This window comes from Reyranella sp., from assembly GCF_004297265.1.
Taxonomy (GTDB): domain Bacteria; phylum Pseudomonadota; class Alphaproteobacteria; order Reyranellales; family Reyranellaceae; genus Reyranella.
The window spans coordinates 218,381-237,634 of the sequence record NZ_SCUT01000024.1; the positions used below are offsets into that span (position 1 = coordinate 218,381).

General features: G+C 66.0%; 19 protein-coding genes. 12 read left to right on the plus strand and 7 right to left on the minus strand.

The window, feature by feature from the left end; translation table 11 throughout:
• The first annotated feature begins 25 nt into the window (after nt 1–25).
• Complete coding sequence (locus tag EPO41_RS09905; RefSeq protein WP_296324003.1) at nt 26–985, plus strand: GlxA family transcriptional regulator; 960 nt, start codon at nt 26–28, stop codon at nt 983–985.
• On the opposite strand, the gene EPO41_RS09910 is transcribed toward EPO41_RS09905, so the two are convergent.
• The 3 genes from EPO41_RS09910 to EPO41_RS09920 are packed head-to-tail and all read right to left on the minus strand — an operon-like array spanning nt 974 to nt 4,482.
• Complete coding sequence (locus EPO41_RS09910; protein ID WP_296324005.1) at nt 974–2,362, minus strand: MFS transporter; 1,389 nt, start codon at nt 2,360–2,362, stop codon at nt 974–976. The genes EPO41_RS09905 and EPO41_RS09910 overlap by 12 nt on opposite strands.
• Before the next feature lie 3 nt (nt 2,363–2,365).
• Entirely contained in the window at nt 2,366–3,241 is an 876-nt protein-coding gene (locus EPO41_RS09915) for a TauD/TfdA family dioxygenase (RefSeq protein WP_296324007.1), read from the minus strand.
• Between the two features lie 11 nt (nt 3,242–3,252).
• Complete coding sequence (locus EPO41_RS09920; RefSeq protein WP_296324010.1) at nt 3,253–4,482, minus strand: serine hydrolase domain-containing protein; 1,230 nt, start codon at nt 4,480–4,482, stop codon at nt 3,253–3,255.
• Between the two features lie 74 nt (nt 4,483–4,556).
• Between EPO41_RS09920 and EPO41_RS09925 the strand changes: the two genes are divergently transcribed.
• The 3 genes from EPO41_RS09925 to EPO41_RS09935 all read left to right on the plus strand — a co-directional run bounded on the left by EPO41_RS09925 (nt 4,557) and on the right by EPO41_RS09935 (nt 7,282).
• Complete coding sequence (locus tag EPO41_RS09925) at nt 4,557–5,456, plus strand: SDR family NAD(P)-dependent oxidoreductase (protein WP_296324011.1); 900 nt, start codon at nt 4,557–4,559, stop codon at nt 5,454–5,456.
• A 25-nt stretch (nt 5,457–5,481) separates the two neighbouring features.
• On the plus strand, nt 5,482–6,456 hold the full coding sequence (locus EPO41_RS09930) for a tripartite tricarboxylate transporter substrate binding protein (protein ID WP_296324013.1): 975 nt from the start codon (nt 5,482–5,484) through the stop codon (nt 6,454–6,456).
• 301 nt (nt 6,457–6,757) lie between these two features.
• Entirely contained in the window at nt 6,758–7,282 is a 525-nt protein-coding gene (locus EPO41_RS09935) for a hypothetical protein (RefSeq protein WP_296324015.1), read from the plus strand.
• A gap of 28 nt (nt 7,283–7,310) precedes the next feature.
• Here EPO41_RS09935 and EPO41_RS09940 read toward each other — a convergent pair whose 3' ends face one another.
• Nucleotides 7,311–8,732: an amidase family protein gene (locus EPO41_RS09940; protein ID WP_296324018.1), complete on the minus strand. Its 1,422-nt coding sequence runs from the start codon at nt 8,730–8,732 to the stop codon at nt 7,311–7,313.
• A 108-nt stretch (nt 8,733–8,840) separates the two neighbouring features.
• Between EPO41_RS09940 and EPO41_RS09945 the strand changes: the two genes are divergently transcribed.
• From EPO41_RS09945 to EPO41_RS09955, 3 genes are all read left to right on the plus strand, one after another.
• The gene (locus EPO41_RS09945) at nt 8,841–9,149 is read left to right on the plus strand and encodes a hypothetical protein (RefSeq protein WP_296324021.1); all 309 of its coding nucleotides are present in this window, start codon (nt 8,841–8,843) and stop codon (nt 9,147–9,149) included.
• A gap of 72 nt (nt 9,150–9,221) precedes the next feature.
• A complete protein-coding gene (locus tag EPO41_RS09950; protein WP_296324026.1) occupies nt 9,222–10,109 on the plus strand; it encodes an MBL fold metallo-hydrolase in 888 nt (295 codons plus the stop codon).
• A gap of 11 nt (nt 10,110–10,120) precedes the next feature.
• Entirely contained in the window at nt 10,121–10,447 is a 327-nt protein-coding gene (locus EPO41_RS09955) for an NIPSNAP family protein (protein ID WP_296324031.1), read from the plus strand.
• A 3-nt stretch (nt 10,448–10,450) separates the two neighbouring features.
• Here the strand turns inward: EPO41_RS09955 and EPO41_RS09960 are convergent, their stop codons facing one another.
• Complete coding sequence (locus EPO41_RS09960; protein WP_296324033.1) at nt 10,451–11,440, minus strand: tripartite tricarboxylate transporter substrate binding protein; 990 nt, start codon at nt 11,438–11,440, stop codon at nt 10,451–10,453.
• Between the two features lie 46 nt (nt 11,441–11,486).
• Between EPO41_RS09960 and EPO41_RS09965 the strand changes: the two genes are divergently transcribed.
• The 5 genes from EPO41_RS09965 to EPO41_RS09985 are packed head-to-tail and all read left to right on the plus strand — an operon-like array spanning nt 11,487 to nt 16,432.
• Nucleotides 11,487–12,461, plus strand: a complete 975-nt coding sequence (locus EPO41_RS09965; RefSeq protein ID WP_296324036.1) for a tripartite tricarboxylate transporter substrate-binding protein — start codon at nt 11,487–11,489, stop codon at nt 12,459–12,461.
• A gap of 2 nt (nt 12,462–12,463) precedes the next feature.
• Nucleotides 12,464–13,273, plus strand: coding sequence for an alpha/beta hydrolase (locus tag EPO41_RS09970; RefSeq protein ID WP_296324039.1), 810 nt, complete (start codon nt 12,464–12,466; stop codon nt 13,271–13,273).
• A gap of 40 nt (nt 13,274–13,313) precedes the next feature.
• The gene (locus EPO41_RS09975) at nt 13,314–14,681 is read left to right on the plus strand and encodes an ABC transporter substrate-binding protein (protein ID WP_296324042.1); all 1,368 of its coding nucleotides are present in this window, start codon (nt 13,314–13,316) and stop codon (nt 14,679–14,681) included.
• Between the two features lie 21 nt (nt 14,682–14,702).
• Nucleotides 14,703–15,581: a sugar ABC transporter permease gene (locus tag EPO41_RS09980; protein WP_296324044.1), complete on the plus strand. Its 879-nt coding sequence runs from the start codon at nt 14,703–14,705 to the stop codon at nt 15,579–15,581.
• Nucleotides 15,578–16,432 (plus strand): carbohydrate ABC transporter permease, encoded by an 855-nt coding sequence (locus EPO41_RS09985; RefSeq protein ID WP_295139793.1) that lies wholly within the window; start codon nt 15,578–15,580, stop codon nt 16,430–16,432. The genes EPO41_RS09980 and EPO41_RS09985 overlap by 4 nt, the downstream gene beginning before the upstream one ends.
• A 164-nt stretch (nt 16,433–16,596) precedes the next feature.
• Here the strand turns inward: EPO41_RS09985 and EPO41_RS09990 are convergent, their stop codons facing one another.
• Nucleotides 16,597–17,850, minus strand: coding sequence for an MFS transporter (locus EPO41_RS09990; RefSeq protein WP_296324048.1), 1,254 nt, complete (start codon nt 17,848–17,850; stop codon nt 16,597–16,599).
• A gap of 105 nt (nt 17,851–17,955) precedes the next feature.
• The gene (locus EPO41_RS09995) at nt 17,956–19,188 is read right to left on the minus strand and encodes an MFS transporter (protein WP_296324051.1); all 1,233 of its coding nucleotides are present in this window, start codon (nt 19,186–19,188) and stop codon (nt 17,956–17,958) included.
• Between the last annotated feature and the right edge of the window lie 66 nt (nt 19,189–19,254).

Below are 19,254 nucleotides of genomic sequence, written 5' to 3' on the forward strand. Positions count from 1 at the left end.
GTCAAATGTGATGTAATTTCTGCCAATGCCCAAGCCGCACCGCATCGCCCTCCTGGCCTATGAAGGCTGCCAGCTCCTCGACGTCACCGGGCCCGCTGCCGTGTTCGGCGCGGCCAACGAGGGACATGAACGTCCCGTCTACGACGTGGAGATCGTCTCGCCCGACGGTGGTCCGGTTACGTCCAATTGTGGCGTCGCGCTGATGAGCCGCCGCTTTGGAGAGCGCTACGACACGCTGCTGGTGGCGGGCGGATCGCGCGGGCTCAGGGCCGTGATGGCGCGTGAGGACGTGCGGCGCTGGCTGCTGAGGGTGGCGCCCCGGACACGGCGCTTCGGGTCGGTATGCACCGGCGCCTTCGTGCTGGCCGCGGCCGGCCTGCTCGACGGCAAGCGCGTGGCCACGCATTGGGCGAGCTGTCAGCGGCTGGCCGAGAAGTTCCCCGCGCTGACCGTGGACGCCGACGCGCTCTACGTCGTCGACGGCAAGGTCTGGACCTCGGCCGGCGTTACGACCGGCATCGACATGGCATTGGCGCTGGTCGAGGCCGATCTCGGCGCAGCGACGGCCAACCTCATCGCGCGGCACTTCGTGCTCTATGCGCGCCGGCCCGGCTACCAGTCGCAGTTCAGCCCGCTGTTGCAGATCCAGACGGAGGCCGATGCGCCGTTCGCCCGGCTGATCGAATGGATGCAGGCCCATCTCGACGAACCACTCGATGTCCCTGCTTTGGCGGCCCGCGCCGGCCTGTCGGAGCGCAGCTTCTATCGCAAGTTCGTCGAGGCGACTGGCAAGACACCGGCGCATTTCGTCGAGGCGCTGCGTCTCGACGCGGCCCGCACCCTGCTGGCCAAGGGCCTGCCGCTCAAGACGATCGCGGACCGCGTGGGCCTGCGCTCCTCGGCACGGCTCGGCCAGGCCTTCGAGCGCCGCTTCGGCATGGCGCCGTCGCTGTTCCGCGAGATGCACGCGGCGTCAGTGACGTAGGCGAAGGCTGCTCAGGATCAGGGCGGTGAGGGCGAAGCCGGCTCCCAGCCAGAGCGCGGCCCGCGCCGCGTCGGCAGCGCCGCCGCCTGAGAAATCGAACAGGCCGAACACGAGGGCGACCAGGGCGGCGCCCATCGTCTGGCCGAGCGTGCGGGCCGTGGCGATGATGCCGCCGGCGCTGCCGCTGCGGTCGCGCGGCACGGCGTTCATCATCAACCGGTTATTGGGGGCGGCGAAGATGCCGAACCCCGCGCCGCACAGGACCAGCCGCCACATGATGTTGAAGGCGGAAGGGTCCGGCGGCAGCAGCGCCGTCAGGATCATGCCCGCGGCCATGCTGGTGAGGCCGATCGTTCCCAGCGCGCCTGCGTGGTGGCGGTCGGCCAGCCGCCCGGCGATCGGGGCCACGCCGGCCAGCGCGAGCGGCCAGGCCGTCAGCAGCAGGCCGGTCGCGGTGGCGTCGCGCCCGAGCACGGTATGGAAGAAGAAGGGCAGGCTGACGAAGGCCAATCCCTGCGCCGTAAAGGTACAGGTCGAGGCCGAGATCGAGAGCGAGAAGATCGGCCGGCCGAACATGTCGATCGGCATCATCGGGTCGGCGAGACGGCGCTGGCGCCAGACGAAGAGCGTGCCCAGCAGGGCCGCGCCGACCAGTTCGGCCACGATCACCGGCACGGGATGGCCATGGCCCACACCGTCGATGCCGAAGATCAGCAGGCCGAAGGTGCCGCCGGACAGGACCGCCGAGAGCACGTCGAAGGGCCGCTTGGCATGGGTCGTGACCGGCAGGAAGCGGCCGGCCAGGAAGAAGGAGAGGATGCCGAGCGGGATGTAGACGGCGAACAGGATCGGCCAGCTCGTGATGGCGAGCAGGGCGGCGCCGACGCTGGGGCCGGCGGCCAGCGAGGTCGCCACAACCGTCGTGTTGAAGCCGAGGCCGCGGCCGAGGGCGGCGCGTGGGTAGATCGATCGCACCAGGGCGGGCTGGATGGCCATGATGGCGGCACCACCCAGCCCCTGCAGCGTGCGCGCGGTGATCAGCCAGGCGAGCGAGGGCGCCAGGACGCAGCCGATGGACGCCAGGGAAAAGACGACCAGGCCCCAGCGATAGACGGTGCGGTAGCCCACGATGTCGCCCAGCGCCGCCACGGGCAGCAGCATCACCATGAGCGCGATCTGGTAGGCGTTGACGATCCAGATCGAGCTCTCCGCCGTGATCGCGAGATCGTTCGCGATGTAAGGCAGGGCAAGGTTGGTCATCGAATTGCTGAGCACCGCCATCGACAGGCCGATGGTGATGGTCGCCACGGCGGCGAGCCGGCGTGGTCCCGACGGCATGCCGTCGGGGAGCGGACCGGCTGAAGCGGGTTCGGCCATCTGTTACTGCGGGACCGTCAGTTCGTCGCCGCCGATGGTGGTGCGCTGCATCAGGCGCTTGTGCTTCGTCGCGTCGTAGTAGGTGGCGCGATGCAGGACGGCGCGATTGTCCCAGACGATCACGTCGCCCTCGCGCCAGGCATGGGACATCATGAACTCCGGCTGCTCCGCACGCTGCGCCAGCTCCCAGAGGATCGCCTTCGACATCGGCTCGGGCCAGTCGAGGATGCGGCCGGCATGGGCGCCGATATAGAGCGCGCGGCGGCCGTTGATCGGATTGTCGCGGAACATGCGCTGCTTGACCGGCGGCAGCTCCGCCAGCGACTTGGCGCTCAGGATGCCCTTCTGCACCCGGTCGCGCGAATGGGACAGCGCATGCTCGGCGACCAGCGGGTGGATCGTCGCCTGCAGGGCCGGCGGCAGCGCGTCCCAGGCGGCGCGCATGTTCAGGAACTCGGTATTGCCGCCCTCGGGCGGGCAGATCCGCGCCGTCAGGATCGAGCAGAGCGACGGGATGCGCTTGAAGGACGAGTCGGAGTGCCAGAAGTAGTTGGCCTTCTGGTAGATCATGCGCATGTCGTCCGGCGGGATCGGCTCGCCGGTCATGATGTCGAGGTTGGACTGGCGGGCGAACTTGGTGCCGGCGGCCGGGTTGGCGCTGAGCGTCGTCTCCAGCGGCCCGAAATTCTCGCTGAAGGCGATCTGCGTATCGTCGTCCATCGCCTGATCGCGGAACAGGAGCACGGAATGCTCCTCGAAGGCGGCGCGGATCGGCCCGAACTCGCGCGCCGAGAGGGGGCGCGTGATGTCGATGCCGGTGATCTCCGCGCCGAACAGCGGATGGAGCTTGCGGACTTCGATACTGCCGGTGTTGCGCATGGCGTCGGCCCTCAGTCGATGATCGCCTGGTAGGTGAGGACGCGCAGTTCACGCCGGATCGGGTAGGTCGACGAGGGCATGAGCTGCGTCAGCAGCACCACGGCCATGTCCTCGACCGGGTCGATCCAGAAGGCGGTCGAAGCGGCGCCGCCCCAGGCATATTCGCCCGGTGTGCCGGCGATGTAGGCCTTGGCCGGATCGATCATCACCGAGAATCCCAGGCCGAAGCCGATGCCGGTATAGGTCGATTCGGAGAAGCGTGGCGTGCCCATGTCGGCCATGTCGCCCTTGAGGTGGTTCATGGTCATCAGCTCGACCGTCTTGCGGCCCAGCAGGCGCACGCCGTCGAGTTCGCCCTTGTTCAGCATGAATTTGCAGAAGCGCAGATAGTCGGAAGCGGTCGAGACGAGGCCGCCGCCGCCCGAGTTCACCTTGCGCGGCGCGAGGTAGCGGCTCTTGGCCGGATCGTCGATCAGGTCGAGCCTGCCGCCGGGGCCGGCGCTGTAGTTGGCGGCGAAGCGGTCGTGCTTGGCGGCCGGGACGTGGAAGTCGGTGTCGATCATACCGAGCGGGTCGATGACCTTCTCCTTGAGGTACTTCTCGAAGGGCTGGCCGGAGATCACCTCGACCAGGTAGCCCAGCACGTCGGTGGAAACCGAATAGTTCCAGGCCTTGCCGGGCTGGGCGATGAGCGGCAGCTGCGCCAACCGCTCGACCACCTGCTTCAGGCTGGTCTCGGCCGTCTGGAAGTCGACTCCGTCCTGCTTGGCGCGATAGGCGGCGTCGACCGGGTTGCTCTCCATGAAGCCGTAGGTCAGGCCCGACGTGTGGGTGAGCAGGTCGCGGAAGTTGATCTCGCGCTCGGCCGGCACGGTCTCGATCTTGCCGCGGCTGCCGCCCACCATGACGCGCGGGTTGGCGAAGGCGGGAATGAACTTCGAGATCGGATCGTCGAGCTGAAACTTGCCCTCTTCGTAGAGCATCATGATCGCCGTCGAGGTCAGCGGCTTGGTCATGGAGTAGATGCGGAAGATCGTGTCGGCGCGCATCGGCTTGTTGCGGGCCACGTCGGACTTGCCCACGACCTCGGCGAACGCAAGCTCACCCTTGCGCATGACGCAGGTGACCATGCCGGCCAGCTTTCCGCTGTCGACCCATCCATTCATCCAGGTGCGCACGCGGTCGAGCCGCGCTGCGGAAAGTCCGACCTGTTCGGGGGTAACGAGCGGCAGCGTGTCCATGGCGATCCTCCCTTGAGCCCCGCTAGACTAGCCCAGGACGACGGTTTCAGACACGCAAAAGACGGGAGGGAGCAATGGCGAGATTGTGCGAAGGACGGGTGGCGATCGTAACGGGCGGCGCCCGCGGTGTCGGCCGGGAACACTGCCTGATGCTGGCCGAGCACGGCGCCAAGGTGGTCGTGAACGACCTGGGCGGTGACCGGGCCGGCAAGGGGAACGATGTCGGTCCCGCCCAGCAGGTCGTCAACGAGATCAAGGCGATGGGCGGCGAGGCGGTGGCCAACGGCGACGACGTCTCCGACTGGAACGGCGCCAAGCGCATGATCGACCAGGCGGTCGAGGCGTTCGGCAAGCTCGACGCCATCGTGCTCAACGCCGGCATCCTGCGCGACCGCATGCTCGTGAACATGAGCGAGGACGAGTGGGACGCGGTCATCAAGGTGCACCTGAAGGGCACCTTCGCGCCGGCCCGCCATGCCGCCGCCTACTGGCGCGACAAGGCCAAGCTGAAGGGCGGCCCGGTCGATGCGCGCATCGTCACGACCACGTCGGTGTCGGGCATCTACGGCAATATCGGCCAGACCAACTACGGGGCGGCCAAGGCCGGCATCGCCTCCTTCACCATCATCGCCGCGCGCGAACTCGCCCGCTATGGCGTGACCGTAAACTCGATCTCGCCCTCGGCCTTCACGCGCATGACCGAGGACCTGCGCGAATACACGGAGGAGGACAAGAAGCGCCGCGATCCCAAGTGGATCGCCCCGGTCGCGACCTGGCTGGTGAGCGAGGACAGCCGTGAGGTGACGGGCCGCGTCTTCCAGGCCGGAAACGGCATTTTCGCCGTTGCCGAGGGATGGCATAAGGGCCCGACCGTCGATCAGATCATGGATCCGGTGCAGGCTGGCAAGGTGCTGGGCGAGATCGCCAAAAAGGCACGCAAGAACGCCGGCATGAACGGTCTCGATCTGGACTGAAACAAACAGAGAAGAAGGAAGACACATGAAGATGATCAATCGCCGCACGGCGCTGGCGGCGACGGCCGCGGCCGCCCTGGTTCCGGGCGCGGCGCGCGCCCAGGCCTGGCCCAACAAGCCGATCCGCTGGATCGTGCCCTACACGGCGGGTGGCCTCACCGACGTAGTGACCCGGCTCACGCTCGAGAAGATGAACGTCGGCCAGACCTTCGTGGTGGACAATAAGCCCGGCGCCAACTCGCTGATCGGCGCGGAAGCCGCGGCGAATGCGACGCCCGATGGCTACACGTTCCTGACCGTCATCGCGGCTCACGCGGCGAACAGGACCCTCTATGCCGGCAAGCTCAAGTTCGACCCCGTCAAGAGCTTCAGCCCAGTGTCGCTGGTCGGCGTGGCGCCGCTCATCATCTGCGTCACCAACGACCTGCCGGTGAAGAACGTGGGCGAGTTGATCGCCTACGCCAAGGCGAACCCGAGCAAGCTTTCGTTCGGCTCGTCGGGCGTCGGCGCCGCTGCGCATCTCACCAGCGAGCTGATGAAGCAGGTCACCGGGATCAAGATGGAGCATGTGCCGTACAAGGGCACGGCGCCGGCGCTGGCCGACCTCGCCTCCGGCAACATCCAGGTGCTGATCGATGCGCCGATCGGCGTCATCAGCCAGGTGCGCGCCGGCAAGATCCGCGGCCTCGCGATGCTGTCCAAGAACCGCGTGCCCGGCGTCGAGGAGATTCCCACGATCGTCGAGTCCGGCGGACCGCTGATCGAATCCTCGAGCTGGGTGATGTTCCTCGCTCCGGCGGGTACGCCGAAGGACATCGTCGGCAAACTGGCCGCCGAAGTCGGCCGGGCCGTGAAGGACGAGGCGCTGCGCAAGCGGCTGGCGGAGCAGGCCGTGATCCCGGTCGGCGCGACGCCGAAAGATACCGGCAAGTTCCTTCAGGACGAGATCGATAAGTGGGAGAAGGTGATCACCACCGCCGGCGTCAAAGCCGACGCCTGATCCCGTATCCGAAATCGTAGCAGCGGCGCCGGCAGGACCGGCGCCGTTTTCGTTTGGTCAGGGCCCGCCTGGAGGGCCTGCGACGACGTGGCCAGAGCGCGCCGTGAACTGCCGCCGAGACCATCGCCATTCGTCCCGGCCGTTCGATGGAAGCGTTGCTTCCTTTGTTTCCGGGCTTTTTGACGACTTTATCCAGCAATCCAGCATCTGCGCCGCTCGACCGGATTCTCACGGACTGCAGCGGAAAAAGCGAACAGGCGACAGTGTCTGTGCAGCCTCAGCGCTTTACTCGCTTCGTGCCGTGTCGTTTCCTCTGGTCATGATTTCGACCTTGAGTCTGGCGAACGGCCTCACGCTTCTGTTCGCTGCCCTTTGCCTCTGGACGATGGCGGCGCAGTCGCGCGGCGGCGTCACGACCCTGGGCCGTGTGGCGTTACCGGGCGGCTTCGCCTTGATGGCGACGCTGATGTTGCTGGCGGGCGTGTTCGAGGCGAGCTTCCTGTTCGACATCCTCTGGGTCTGTGCCTTTGTCGTCGGCTCGGTGATCGGCCGCATTCGCGGATGGATGCTGAGCGTGCAATCGAACCGCGAGGCCGGTCTCGTGTCGCTGCCCGCGACGATCGACGGTTTCATCGCGGCGCTCGCGCTCGTCGCGCTGTCCGGCATCGACTTCACTTCGGCGATGCTCGGCGAAGCCTTGATCGAGCCGGGCTACGTCGCGGCGGCCAGCGCGCTCTGCGCCGGCTTCCTCGGCTATCGGGTCCTCGTCATAGCGCTGCGCGTCGTTCGTCCGACGCCGACCAACAACGTGTCGCGCGCCGCCTGACGGCGCGCTTGCGTCACGACGCCGTAGGTCACACCGCCTTCAACGCCTCCAGCACCCGGGGCTGTGGCCACGTCCAGCCGCTCGCGCTCTCGTAAGCGCGCATTGCCTGCAGCACGGTCGCGTCGGCGCGCGGTGCACCGATGATCTGCAACCCGACCGGCAGTCCAGCCTTCGTCAGGCCCGCGGGCATCGAGGCGGCAGGCTGGCCGGTGAGGTTGCAGGGCAGGGTGTAGGGCGCGCCCCTGGTCCAGCGCGGGAAGGCGTCCGAGTTGTAGAGCGTTTCCACCGGCGGGCCGGCCGTCGGCGTGACCGGCGCCAGCAGCAGATCGTAGTTGCGATGCCAGAGCGCCAGATCGCGCGCCAGCTTGCTCCTGGCCTCGAAGGCCTTCGCATAGTCGGCGAGCGTGATCGCCAGGCCTTTTTCCATGAGGGCCCGCAGCCCCGGATCGAGCTTGGCGTGAAGCTGGGTCGGAATCTGGCGGAAGCGCGTGGCGAAGCTGCCGATCCACAGCGGCTCGAAATGCTCCTGCAGCGGCCCGAACATCGGACCGACTTCCTCGACATGCGCGCCGAGATCCTCGAAGCGCCGCGCCGCGGCGGCGACGAGCTCGCGCACTTCCGGATCGGCTTTCACATGGCCGAGGTCGAGGCTGAGGCCGATCTTCCAGCCGCGCACGCCAGCATCGAGGCCGATCGTGTAGTCGCGCGCTTCGGCGGGCAGCGAGCGCCAGTCGCGCGGGTCGGGGCCTGCCGTGAGGTTCAGCGCCATCGCGGTGTCGAGCACCGAGCGCGCCAGCACGCCCTGGCTGATGACGTCGGCGAAGGGGGCATCGGCCGGGTATTGCGGGATGCGCCCATAGGAAGGCTTCAGGCCGACGAGGCCGGTATGGGCCGCGGGGATGCGGATCGAGCCGCCGCCGTCATTGCCGTGGTTGAACGGATTGACGCCGGCCGCCGTAAGCGCCGAGGCGCCACCGGAGGAACCGCCGGGCGAGTAGGCGAGATTCCAGGGATTGCGGGTCGTGCCCTGCAGCGGCGAGTCGGTGAGGGCCTTCCAGCCGAACTCCGGCGTCGTGCTCTTGCCGAGAAGAATCATGCCGGCGGCAAGAAACCTGTCGGTAACGGCGGCGCTGTCCTTGGCGGGAGTCTCGTCCGTGGCGTGCGATCCGTAGCGGGTCGGCCAGCCCTTTACGTTCGTCGTATCCTTGATGGTGGTCGGAATGCCGTCGAACGGCGACAGCGGTTGGCCCTTGTGCCAGCGAGATTCCGCTGCCTTTGCAGCGGCTTGCGCACCATCGGTGTCGAGGAACACGAGCGCATTGAGGTGAGGTTGCAGCGTCGATGCACGCTTCAGCATGGCGTCGACGATATCGACCGGAGAAACCTCGCCTCGTGCCAGCAGTTTTGAGAGTTCCGCTGCGGAAAGCCAGTCGAATGCAGAGTCAGACATGCGCAATTGGTCGGTTCTCGACGGAGGTTGGATGTTTCAGAGTGTGTGGGAGACGACAGTGTCGACTCTGATTTCTCTTAAGTCGAGAGCGTATTGGAGAGAACCGCGATGGAAACCGCTACCGCACTTGTCGCTGCCGGCGCCGCCTTCGGGCTTAGCCATCTGATCGGCCGTTCGCTGACCGCTTCCTTCATTCTGGTCGCTCTCGGTGGCCTGCTCGCGGGCGTCGGGTTTGCCGTTCTCTTCTTCATCTCGACCGTGACCGTCGGCCATCTCATGCCGAACCTGTTCGAGCCCTGGCTGCTCGGCGTGCACTTCATCGCGCTGATCGCCGTGGCGCCGCTCGGCGGTGCCGTCATCGCGGCGCTCACGCATTGGCATGTCGAGCGTGTCGATGCCGCGCGCCTGCCGTTCTAGGCGCGAAACGCGCGTCTTTCCCGCGGCCGCCCCGCAACGCTAATCTCCCCGACGAACAGGGGAGGTCAGGGGATGGTCGAAGTAAAGGTCGGCGCCGGTACGGCCGTGCGGATCGAAGAGAGCTATGAACCGAACTTCGACGCCAGGGCCTTCTTTCCCGACTGGGATCCCGCGGTCGTCGAGCGTCATCGGGACTGGCTCGTGCCGGCGCACTACGATGAGGCTTCGGCCTTCCTGAAGCTCAGCGTCCACAGCTGGCTGCTGAAGATCGGCGGCAAGACGATCCTGATCGACACCTGTGTCGGCAATCACAAGTCGCGTCCCCATCGTCCCAAGTGGCACCTGATGGAGACGAAGTATCTCGAGCGGCTGAAGGCGGCCGGCGTCGAGCCCGACCAGATCGACATGGTGATGTGCACGCATCTCCATGTCGACCATGTCGGCTGGAACACGCGGCTCGAGAACGGCAAGTGGGTGCCGACGTTCAGGAACGCGAAGTACGTGTTCAGCCGCGCCGACTACGATCATTACCTGAAGCTCGACAGCGATCCCGCGACCGGCCCGGTCAATGCGGGTTCCTTCCGCGACTCGGTGCTGCCGGTGGTCGAGGCGGGACTCACGCAGATGGTCGACGGCGCGGCCCGGCTCGACGAAAACCTCGAGGTCGAGCCGGCGCCGGGACACACGCCGGGCACGATCGCCATCAAGTTCGAATCGCACGGTGAGAAGGCGCTGTTCTGCGGCGACATCCTGCACCACGCGTTGCAGGTCTATCATCCCGAGTGGAACAGTTTCGCCTGCGCCGACGCCGTGGGCGCGCGCAGGAGCCGGCGCGCGGCGCTGGAACATTGCGCCGGCAGCGGCGCGCGGCTGATGCCGTGCCATTTCGGGGCGCCGTTCAGCTGCCACATCGACCACAAGGACGATGGGTTCGTGCCGCGCTTCGGCGGGCAATTCTAGGGAGAGAGACGATGATCTATGAAATGCGCGTCTACAGGTGCGTGCCGGGCCGGCTTCCGGCGCTGCTCAATCGCTTCAACACCATCACGCTCAAGATCTGGGAGCGGCACGGCATCAAGCAGGCCGGCTTCTTCACCACCCTGGTCGGCGAGTCGAACCAGGAGCTGACCTACTTCCTCGCCTGGGAGTCCCTGGCCGACCGGGAGAAGAAGTGGAATGCCTTCGCGGCCGACCCGGAATGGCTAGCCAAGCGCGCCGAGACCGAGAAGGACGGCGCCATCGTCGAGAACGTCTCGGTGCAGATGCTGACGCCGACGGGCTTCTCGTCCGTTCAGTAGGGATCACTCCGCCTTGAGGCCGGCTTCCTTCGCGAGGCCGGCCCACTTGGCGAAGTCCTGGGCCACATAGGCCGCGAACTCGGCGGGCGATCCGAATTGAGGATCCGCGCCGAGCTCAACGAACTTCCGGGCGACATCGGGCGAACGGATCGTGGCGTCGACGGCCGCGTGCAGGCGTTCGACAAGTGCCCTCGGCGCGCCGGCAGGCAGGAACACGCCGTAGGAGATCGCGGCCTCGTAGCCGGGTAGCCCCGACTCCGCGATGGTGGGGATGTCCCGCGCCGCGGCCGAGCGTTCGAGGCTGGTCTGTCCCAGCGCGCGCATCTTGCCGGCCTTCACATGCGGCAGCGCCGTCGAGAGCCCGCCGAAATAGAGATCGACCTGGCCTGCCATGAGATCAGCCATCGCAGGACCGCCGCCCTTGTAGGGCACGTGCACGATGTCGAGCCTGCCCATCGCCTTGAAGAGTTCGAGCGCCAGATGGGTCGCGCCGCCGGCGCCGGCCGAGGCGCCATTCAGATTGCCGGGGCGTGCACGCGCCAGCGCCAGCAGCTCGGCCACGGTCCTTGCCGGCAGGTCGGGACGCACGACCAGCAGCATCGGGTTGATGCCGACCGGCGCCACGGCGACGAAATCGGTGCGGACGTCGTACGGCATGTTGCGGTTGAGCGCCGGGGCGACCGTGGTCGAGCCGTTGGACGCCAGCATGAACACCGAGCCGTCGGGTGGGCTCTTGGCGGTGAAACTGGCTGCGATCTCGCCATTGGCGCCGGCCTTGTTCTCGACCACGACGGCACGGCCCAGCCGTTCGGCGATGCCAGGCGCGATCAGCCGCGTCAGGAGATCGTTGGGTCCGCCCGGCGGGAAGCCCACGATGAAGCGCAACGGCCGATCTGGAAAATCGGGCGCCTGGGCGCGGGCGGACACCCACGGCGCTGCTGCGGGCAGGGCAGCGAGGCCGACGAGCACACCGCGGCGGAGGGGCTTGCTCATGCGAGAAGTATGCTAGGCTTTTTGCAACACAGGGAGGAAATGAAAAATGCAACGCAGGACATTTGCAACCACGGGTACGGCGGCATTGGTCGGGTCGCTGGCCGGGTGGCCGGCCCTTGCGCAGAAGATCAGCGGCGACGTCCGCTTTCTCTGCGGCTTCGCGCCAGGCGGTACGGCCGACCTTCTGTGCCGGATCGTGGCGGAGGCGGTGACCTCAGAAGTCGGGCAGAAGGTGATCGTCGACACCAAGACCGGCGCCAGCGGCTTCATCGCCAACGAGATCGTTGCCAACGCCCCACCGGACGGCCGCACGATCGGCCTGGCCGCCATGGCGGCCTTGTGTGTCTCGCCGGTGATGCCGGGGCAGAAGCTGCCGATCAACGTCGACACAGACCTGACGCCGATCGCCAACATTGCCGGCGTCACCAACATGCTGGTGGTCGGCAAGCACATGCAGTACCGGACGGTTCCGGAAATCATCGACTTTGCGAAGAAGAACCCCGGCAAGCTCACCTATGCGTCGGCGGGCAACGGGACATCGCAGCACCTCGCCGCCGAACTCTTCAAGAAGATGGCCGGCATCAACATCCTTCATGTGCCCTATCGCGGCGGCGCGCCGGCCATCCAGGACATGATCTCGGGTAATTGCGACATGATGTTCGGCAACATGCCGGAGTTCCTGGGCCAGATTAACGGCGGCGGGCTGATCCCGGTCGCCTTCGGCTCGCCCAAGCCCTCGCCACTCTTCCCCAACCTGCCGCTGATCTCGAAGTTTCTGCCGGGCTTCGAGGTCGTGAACTGGTTCGGCGTATTCGGGTCCAAGGGATTGCCGGCCGACCTGGTCGATTTCTGGAACAAGGCCCTGCGGGCGGCCGTCGCCAAGCCGGACGTCCAGAAGCGCTTCGCCGAGAGCGGCATGGATACGATCATCGGGTCGCCGGCCGAATTCAAGGCAACCATCATGGCCGATCGCAAGAAGTGGGAAGAGGTGATCAAGGGCGCCGGCATCCGCGCCGACTGATCATGCCTCTCGCCACCGCCAGCCACGGAACGCTCCACTACGACATCGTCGACCAGGTGGCGCCGTGGCGTCCGGCGCACCTGCCGATCCTGTTCCATCACGGGATCGGCGCCAGTGCCGGAATCTGGGCGGGGTGGCGGCCGGCGCTTGCCGATGCCTACCGGCTCGTCACCTTCGACATGCGCGGCTACGGCCGCTCGACGATTCCGGCGGAAGATTTCGAATGGTCCCTCGACCTGCTGGTCGACGACCTGTTTGTCGTGGCCGATGCCGCCGGCGCCGCGCGCTTTCATCTGGCGGGCGAATCGATCGGCGGGACGGTGGCGTTGGCGGCGGCTCTCGCCCGGCCCGAGCGGATTGCGACGCTCACCGTCAGCAACGGCGCTCATCTCGGCGCCTCGATCCAGAGGGTCGAGGCGTGGCGGCGCCAGCTGGACGAAGGCGGCTCGAAGGGCTGGTCGGATGCCTTCCTGCGCGATCGCTTCCATGACGGCGTGCTGCCGCCCGAGCAGCTGGCCTGGTTCGCGGCCGAGCAGGAGAGGTGGCAGCGGGCCTCGATCCTGAACGCACTCGGCGTTCTCATCGGGACTGATCTCACGCCGCGGCTGCCTGAGGTGAAATGCCCGACCCTCCTGCTGCATCCCGACTGCAGCCCGTTCATCCCGGTCAGCGTTGTGGCCGAGTTGCTGGAGGGCCTGCCCGATGCCGAGTTGAATGTCTTTGGTCGTTCACGTCATGGCCTGCCTTTCTCGCATGCTGTGCAATGCTCCCGCATATTTCGGTCTTTTCTCGACTCCCGCAGGGTGGACTGATAAGCAAGTTGTCAGACAACTAAGAAGGACGAGGGAACTGATGAGACGGATTCTGGCTGGCGCCGCGGCGCTCGCGATCGCCTTTTCGGCGGTCCCGGGCTTTGCCCAGGAGAAGCTCAACGTCTGGTGGGTGAAGGGCTTCTACAAGTCCGAGGACGATGCGCTGTTCGCCGCGATCAAGAAGTTCGAGGCCAAGACCGGTGTGAAGGTCGACCTGTCGCAATATGCCGTGCAGGACATGATTCCCAAGACAGTGGCCGCCCTCGATTCCGGTTCGCCGCCCGACATCGCCTATTCCGACACCTATGACGTGCAGGTCGCGGGCAAGTGGGCCTACGACGGCAAGCTCGAGGACATCTCCGACGTCATCGAGCCGATGAAGGACCGATTCGCTCCGGTCACCATCGAGACGGCCTATCTCTACAACGACAAGGCCAAGAAGAAGGCCTTCTACGGCTTCGTCCTGAAGCAGCAGACGCTGCATATCCAGTACTGGAAGGACATGCTGGCGACGGCCGGCTTCAAGGAGAACGACATTCCCGGTACCTGGAAGGAATACTGGTCCTTCTGGTGCAACAAGGTCCAGCCGGCCTATCGCAAGGCCACCAGCAGCCGCGTCTACGGCATCGGCAATCCGATGGGCGTCGAATCGACCGACTCCTTCCAGTCGTTCCTGAGCTGGGTCGATGCCTACAACGTCAAGCTGGTCGACGATTCCGGCAAACTGCTGGTCGACGATCCGAAGGTGCGTGAAGGCCTGATCGCCGCGCTGCGCGACTACACCGACATCTACACCAAGGGCTGCACGCCGCCCTCGTCGACGACCTGGAAGGATCCCGACAACAACGTCGCCTTCCACAATCGCACGACGATCATGACGCACAACTACACGATCTCGATCGCGGCCAAGTGGCTGGACGACGCCAACAACGAGCAGCTCACGCCCGAGCAGCGCGCCGCCGGCCGCAAGGCCTATGACGACCTGATCGCGACGGCCGGCTTTCCCAAGAAGCCCGACGGCACGGCGATGGTCTATCGCACGGCGGTGAAGGTCGGCGTCATCTTCCAGGATTCCAAGAACAAGCCGCGCGCGCGGGAGTTCCTGAAGTTCCTGCTCGAGGAGGAGAATCTCCGCCCCTATGTCGAGGGTGCGCTCGGCCGCTGGTTTCCGGTGACCAAGGCCAGCCAAGAGAGCCCGTTCTGGCAGGCCGACAAGCATCGCAAGGCGGTGTACGACCAGTTCAAGGCGGGCACGCTGCCGTTCGAGTTCACCAAGAACTACAAGTTCACCATCCTCAACAACGAGAATGTGTGGGCCAAGGCGATGAACCGCGTGGTGAGCGAAAAGGTCTCCGTCGAGAAGGCGGTGGACGAGCTGATCGCCCGCATCAAGGAAGTCGCCAAGTAACCTGCTTCCCAGAGTTCGCGTATGACGGCGACTACGATCGATACGGCGGCCCGCCGGGAAAAATCCCGGTGGGCAGGCTTTGGCCTGTCGGAGCGGCAGGCCTGGAGCCTGCTGTTCGTCGCGCCCTATGTTGCGATCTTCGTCGGCTTCGTGCTGTTCCCGGTCGGCTACAGCTTCTGGCTGGCGCGCAGCCCGCAGCTCTATGTCGAATTGGCGGCCGATCCGATCTTCCTGCGGACAGTCGTCAACACCTTCGTGTTCCTGGTCGTCGCCATCAACTTGAAGATGGCGCTGGCACTCTTCCTGTCCGGCTTCTTCCTGCAGAAACGCTGGTGGGTGAAGGTCCTTGCCGTGCTGTTCGTTCTGCCCTGGGCGGTGCCGTCGATCCCGACCATCCTCTCGGTGCGCTTTATGCTCAATCCAGAGTGGGGAGTGATCAACCAGCTCATCTTCAGCCTGACCGCCGAAGATGGCCCGAACTGGCTGAACGATCCGGCGCTGGCGCTGACCTTCTCCATGCTGGTGCACATCTGGAAGTCGTTGCCCTTCTGGACCCTGATCCTGCTGGCCGGCCGGCTGGGCATCCCGGGCGAGCTCTACGAGGCCGCCTCGGTCGACGGGGCGGGGGCCTGGCACCGATTCCGCTACATCACCTGGCCGTCGATGAGCACGCTCTACGTCACCTGCACCCTGCTCTCGATGATCTTCACGGTCGGCGACTTCAACAGCGTGTATCTGCTGACTGGTGGCGGACCGGCAGACCTCACCCATGTGCTGGCGACGCTCGGCATCCGCTACCTGCGCCTCGACCAGGTCGGCCTCGCCATGGCCTCGATCGTGTGCGCGCTGCCGCTGATCCTGCCGCTGGTCTACTTCATGATGAAGCGACTCTCGCGATGAGCCCGCGCCGGCTGCTCAAGAATATCGGTTTCGAGGCCGGGCTGCTGCTGATCGGCATCCCGGTGCTGCTGTGGACGCTGATTCCGATCTACCACATGTTCCTGTTCGCGATTTCGCCCAAGGACGCGGCCTTCTCGGGGCAGCTCTGGCCGACCCATCCGACCCTGAGAAACTTCGAGACGGTGCTTTCCCAGAAACACCATTTCCTCAATCATTTCTGGCTGCAGATGTTCAACTCGCTGGTGATCTCGGTCGGCACGGCGGCGATCACGCTGTTCGTGGCGACCGCGGCGGCCTTCGCGATCAGCCGGCTGCGCATGAAGGGGGGCCGCATGGTGATGAACCTGGCCCTGCTGACCTATTTCATCCCGGCCGCGTTCCTCGCCGTGCCCATGTACAAGACCATGGGCATGTACGGGTTGCTGAACAACGACTGGGCACTCGTTCTGGCCATGGCGACCATCGCCTCGCCGTACGCAATCTGGATCCTGCGCCAGGCGTCGGACAAGCTGCCGGTCGAACTCGACGAGGCCGCAATGATCGACGGCGCCTCGCCGTTCCAGCTCTTCCGCATGATCTACCTGCCGCTGATGGTGCCGTCGCTGATCGCCGTCGGCACCTATGCGCTGCTGCTGGCGTGGAACGAATACCTCTATGCGTTCCTGCTGCTCTCCAAGAACACGGCCATCACCCTGCCGGTGGCGCTGGGCAACTTCCTCTCGGCTGACGATTCGCCGTGGGAACTGCTGATGACGGCGGGTTTTCTCTACGCGCTGCCGCCGGCGGCGATCTACTACGCCTTCCGCCGCTACATGTCGTCGGGGCTGACGGCCGGCGCGGTGAAGGGATGACATCGTGCCCTGAGGCCGAGCGCCTCACGTGGGGACGGAGGTGCATGCCGTCGAGCCTGGTCGGGATCGAACAGTGATCGACAGCGCGATCGAAGATGGAAGCCGCCCGACACACGCAGCGGCCCGGCGTCATCGTCAAGCGCGAGCGGTTGTTTCGATCGGGCTCAGGCGCGGGCGGGCTGAAGCGGCAAACCGGCGACGGCATGCGCAGCCAGTCGCTCGCGATCTTTTTCCGGACGGATGAAGAGCAGGCCGATGAGGCCGCCGGCGAGCAGCAGCACGCCGAGAATGACGTAGCCCTGTTCGTAACCGGCAAGGGGCGTCGCGGCATTCTGGATCATGGATCCCATGATGCGGGGCGCGAGAATGCCGGCGAAGGTCACGACCGACGTGGTGATTGCCAGCATCGCGGCGCGTTGCGGGTGCGGGGTGAGCTCGCTGATGATCATGGGCAGGACGACGTAGATCGTACTGCCGATGGCGGAGCCGAACACCAGGAAGGCGATCTTGAGCCCGTCGGTCGGCATGGCACCGACGAACGGGAGGACGCACCCGCCGGCGACGATCGTGAGACACGGCAACACGCCGCGGCAGACGCGACTGGAGACACCCTTCCTCTTGAGGCGCTGTGAGACGTAGCCGCCCGTCAGCACGACGAGGGCGCCGAAGACCCATGGCAGCACGGTGAGATTGCCGCCCAGTTTCTGGCTGAAGCCGAGGCCCGCAACCAGGTACGACGTGAACCAGGTGAGGCCCAGCGCCAGGCCCCAGTAGCTGGCAAAGCCCGCGGCGCACACGGCAAGGATGGTGGGGCAGGTGAGGAGGTAGCGATAGGGCACGCGCTCGTTGCCGCCGCCAGTGCTGACCGGCCGGTCGACGAGGGTGCCTTCGCGGCCGAAGATCAGCCACAGGACGGTCCAGGCAAGGCCCGCGATGCCGAGTGCACCGAAAGCCCAGTGCCAGGAGTAGGTCCCGATGATCCAGTTGAGCAGGGGGACGGCGATGATGACGCCGAAGGCCGAGCCCTGGGCGATGACGGCGGTCGGCAATCCGCGCAGGGAGTCGGGAAACCACTTGTAGATGGCGTGGGTCGCCACCGGGCCGGCCGGGCCTTCGCCGGCGCCCAGGATGACGCGGCAGACGATCAGCGTCTCCAGGCTCACCATGCCCAGCATCGGAAACTGCACGATGGACCAGATGATCGCCATGACCAGCAGCGTGTGCTTGGTCTGCACGCGGTTGGAGATGAAGCCGACGACGATCGCCGACACCGCGAACAGCAGGAAGAACGCCGAGCCGATATCGCCGAACTGTTCGGGCGTCAGCCCGAGATCCCGCGTGAGGGGAACGGCGGCCAGTCCCACGACGACCTTGTCGGCGAAGTTGATCAGCATGAAGAGGAAGAGCAGGGCAGTCATGCCCCAGGCCCCCTTGAGGGGCCGGTCCTGGACAGTCACGTGGGCGTTTCTCCTCGGCGTCCTGTTGGCCGGACGCGCATTCCCATCTGACAGGGAATGCCGCCGCTACGTCAAGGAATGACGGGACCTTTCGCGGAGTGCGGTGCGTGCGGCCAATCTCTTGCGGTCGGCTTCAGGCCGGATGAAGAGCAGGCCGACGAGGCCGCTTGCCAGCAGGAGGCCACCCAGGAGGGTAAAGCCGTTGTCGTAGCCGGTGAGGCGCGTCGACGCGTCCTGAACGACGACTCCCATCGCGAAGGGCGCGACGACCCCACCCAGGGTCATGACTGAATTCACGATGGCCAGCATGGCGGCGCGTTGAGATTGCGGGGTCAACTCGCTCACGACCAGGGGCACGACGACGAAGATCGTGCTGCCGATCGCGGTGCCGGCGACCAGGATTGCAAGCTTGAGGTCGGCCACGGGCGTGAGACCGATGAACGGCAGAATGCAGCCGCCGGCCATGACGGCGACCGACGCGAGAGCGCCGCGGGAAACCCGGCTCGAGACGCCGCTTCCCTTCAGCCGCTGTGAAAGCCAGCCACCGGCGAGCACGACCACGAGGCCAGCGATCCAGGGCAGCACGCTGAGATTGCCGCCGAGCGTCTGGCTGAAGCCCAGCCCGTCGACGAGGTAGGGCGTGAACCAGGTGAGACCAAGCGCCAGTCCCCAGTAGCTGGCGAAGCCCGTGCAGCAGGCCGCCAGGATGGTGGGGCAGGTGAGGAGGTCGCGGTACGGCACGCGAGTCTCAACGTCGACGTGTTCCGCCATCGGAGGATCGACCAGCGTGCCTTCGCGACCGAAGAAGAACCACAGGACGCTCCACAACAGGCCCGCAATGCCGATCGCGCCGAACGCCCAGTGCCAGGAATGGTGGACGATGATCCAGTTGAGCGCCGGCACCGCCACGACGACGCCGATCGCCGAGCCCTGCGCCACCACCGCCGTGGGAACGGCGCGCAGCGAATCGGGAAACCATTTGTAGAGCGCATGCGTGGCGACTGGATTGGCGGGACCTTCGGCGGCACCCAGCAGGATGCGGCAGGCAATCAGCACCTCGAAGCTCACCAGGCCCAGCATCGGGAACTGAAGCAGGGACCAGAAGATCGCCATGGCGAGCAGGGCGTGACGTGCCTGGAGGCGATTGGCGATGAAGCCGACCAGCACGGCGGAGAAAGGGAAGAGGAAGAAGAAGGCCGAGCCGATCAGCCCGAACTGCTCCGGGGTGAGCTTGAGGTCCTCCATGATCGGCTTTGCGGCGAGGCCGACCACCATCTTGTCGGCGAAGTTCACGAGCATGAAAAGGAAGATGAGGAATGTGATTCCCCAAGCCCCCTTGAGGGGGCGATCCTGAACGGCCACGCG

What these genes read in the sequence shown, in the direction of transcription:
- EPO41_RS09905 (WP_296324003.1), top strand. Translation starts at nt 26, where the DNA reads ATGCCCAAGCCGCACCGCATCGCCCTCCTGGCCTATGAAGGCTGCCAG.
- EPO41_RS09910 (WP_296324005.1), bottom strand. Translation starts at nt 2,362, where the DNA reads ATGGCCGAACCCGCTTCAGCCGGTCCGCTCCCCGACGGCATGCCGTCG.
- EPO41_RS09915 (WP_296324007.1), bottom strand. Translation starts at nt 3,241, where the DNA reads ATGCGCAACACCGGCAGTATCGAAGTCCGCAAGCTCCATCCGCTGTTC.
- EPO41_RS09920 (WP_296324010.1), bottom strand. Translation starts at nt 4,482, where the DNA reads ATGGACACGCTGCCGCTCGTTACCCCCGAACAGGTCGGACTTTCCGCA.
- EPO41_RS09925 (WP_296324011.1), top strand. Translation starts at nt 4,557, where the DNA reads ATGGCGAGATTGTGCGAAGGACGGGTGGCGATCGTAACGGGCGGCGCC.
- EPO41_RS09930 (WP_296324013.1), top strand. Translation starts at nt 5,482, where the DNA reads ATGAAGATGATCAATCGCCGCACGGCGCTGGCGGCGACGGCCGCGGCC.
- EPO41_RS09940 (WP_296324018.1), bottom strand. Translation starts at nt 8,732, where the DNA reads ATGTCTGACTCTGCATTCGACTGGCTTTCCGCAGCGGAACTCTCAAAA.
- EPO41_RS09945 (WP_296324021.1), top strand. Translation starts at nt 8,841, where the DNA reads ATGGAAACCGCTACCGCACTTGTCGCTGCCGGCGCCGCCTTCGGGCTT.
- EPO41_RS09950 (WP_296324026.1), top strand. Translation starts at nt 9,222, where the DNA reads ATGGTCGAAGTAAAGGTCGGCGCCGGTACGGCCGTGCGGATCGAAGAG.
- EPO41_RS09955 (WP_296324031.1), top strand. Translation starts at nt 10,121, where the DNA reads ATGATCTATGAAATGCGCGTCTACAGGTGCGTGCCGGGCCGGCTTCCG.
- EPO41_RS09960 (WP_296324033.1), bottom strand. Translation starts at nt 11,440, where the DNA reads ATGAGCAAGCCCCTCCGCCGCGGTGTGCTCGTCGGCCTCGCTGCCCTG.
- EPO41_RS09965 (WP_296324036.1), top strand. Translation starts at nt 11,487, where the DNA reads ATGCAACGCAGGACATTTGCAACCACGGGTACGGCGGCATTGGTCGGG.
- EPO41_RS09970 (WP_296324039.1), top strand. Translation starts at nt 12,464, where the DNA reads ATGCCTCTCGCCACCGCCAGCCACGGAACGCTCCACTACGACATCGTC.
- EPO41_RS09975 (WP_296324042.1), top strand. Translation starts at nt 13,314, where the DNA reads ATGAGACGGATTCTGGCTGGCGCCGCGGCGCTCGCGATCGCCTTTTCG.
- EPO41_RS09980 (WP_296324044.1), top strand. Translation starts at nt 14,703, where the DNA reads ATGACGGCGACTACGATCGATACGGCGGCCCGCCGGGAAAAATCCCGG.
- EPO41_RS09985 (WP_295139793.1), top strand. Translation starts at nt 15,578, where the DNA reads ATGAGCCCGCGCCGGCTGCTCAAGAATATCGGTTTCGAGGCCGGGCTG.
- EPO41_RS09990 (WP_296324048.1), bottom strand. Translation starts at nt 17,850, where the DNA reads ATGACTGCCCTGCTCTTCCTCTTCATGCTGATCAACTTCGCCGACAAG.
- EPO41_RS09995 (WP_296324051.1), bottom strand. Translation starts at nt 19,188, where the DNA reads ATGCTCGTGAACTTCGCCGACAAGATGGTGGTCGGCCTCGCCGCAAAG.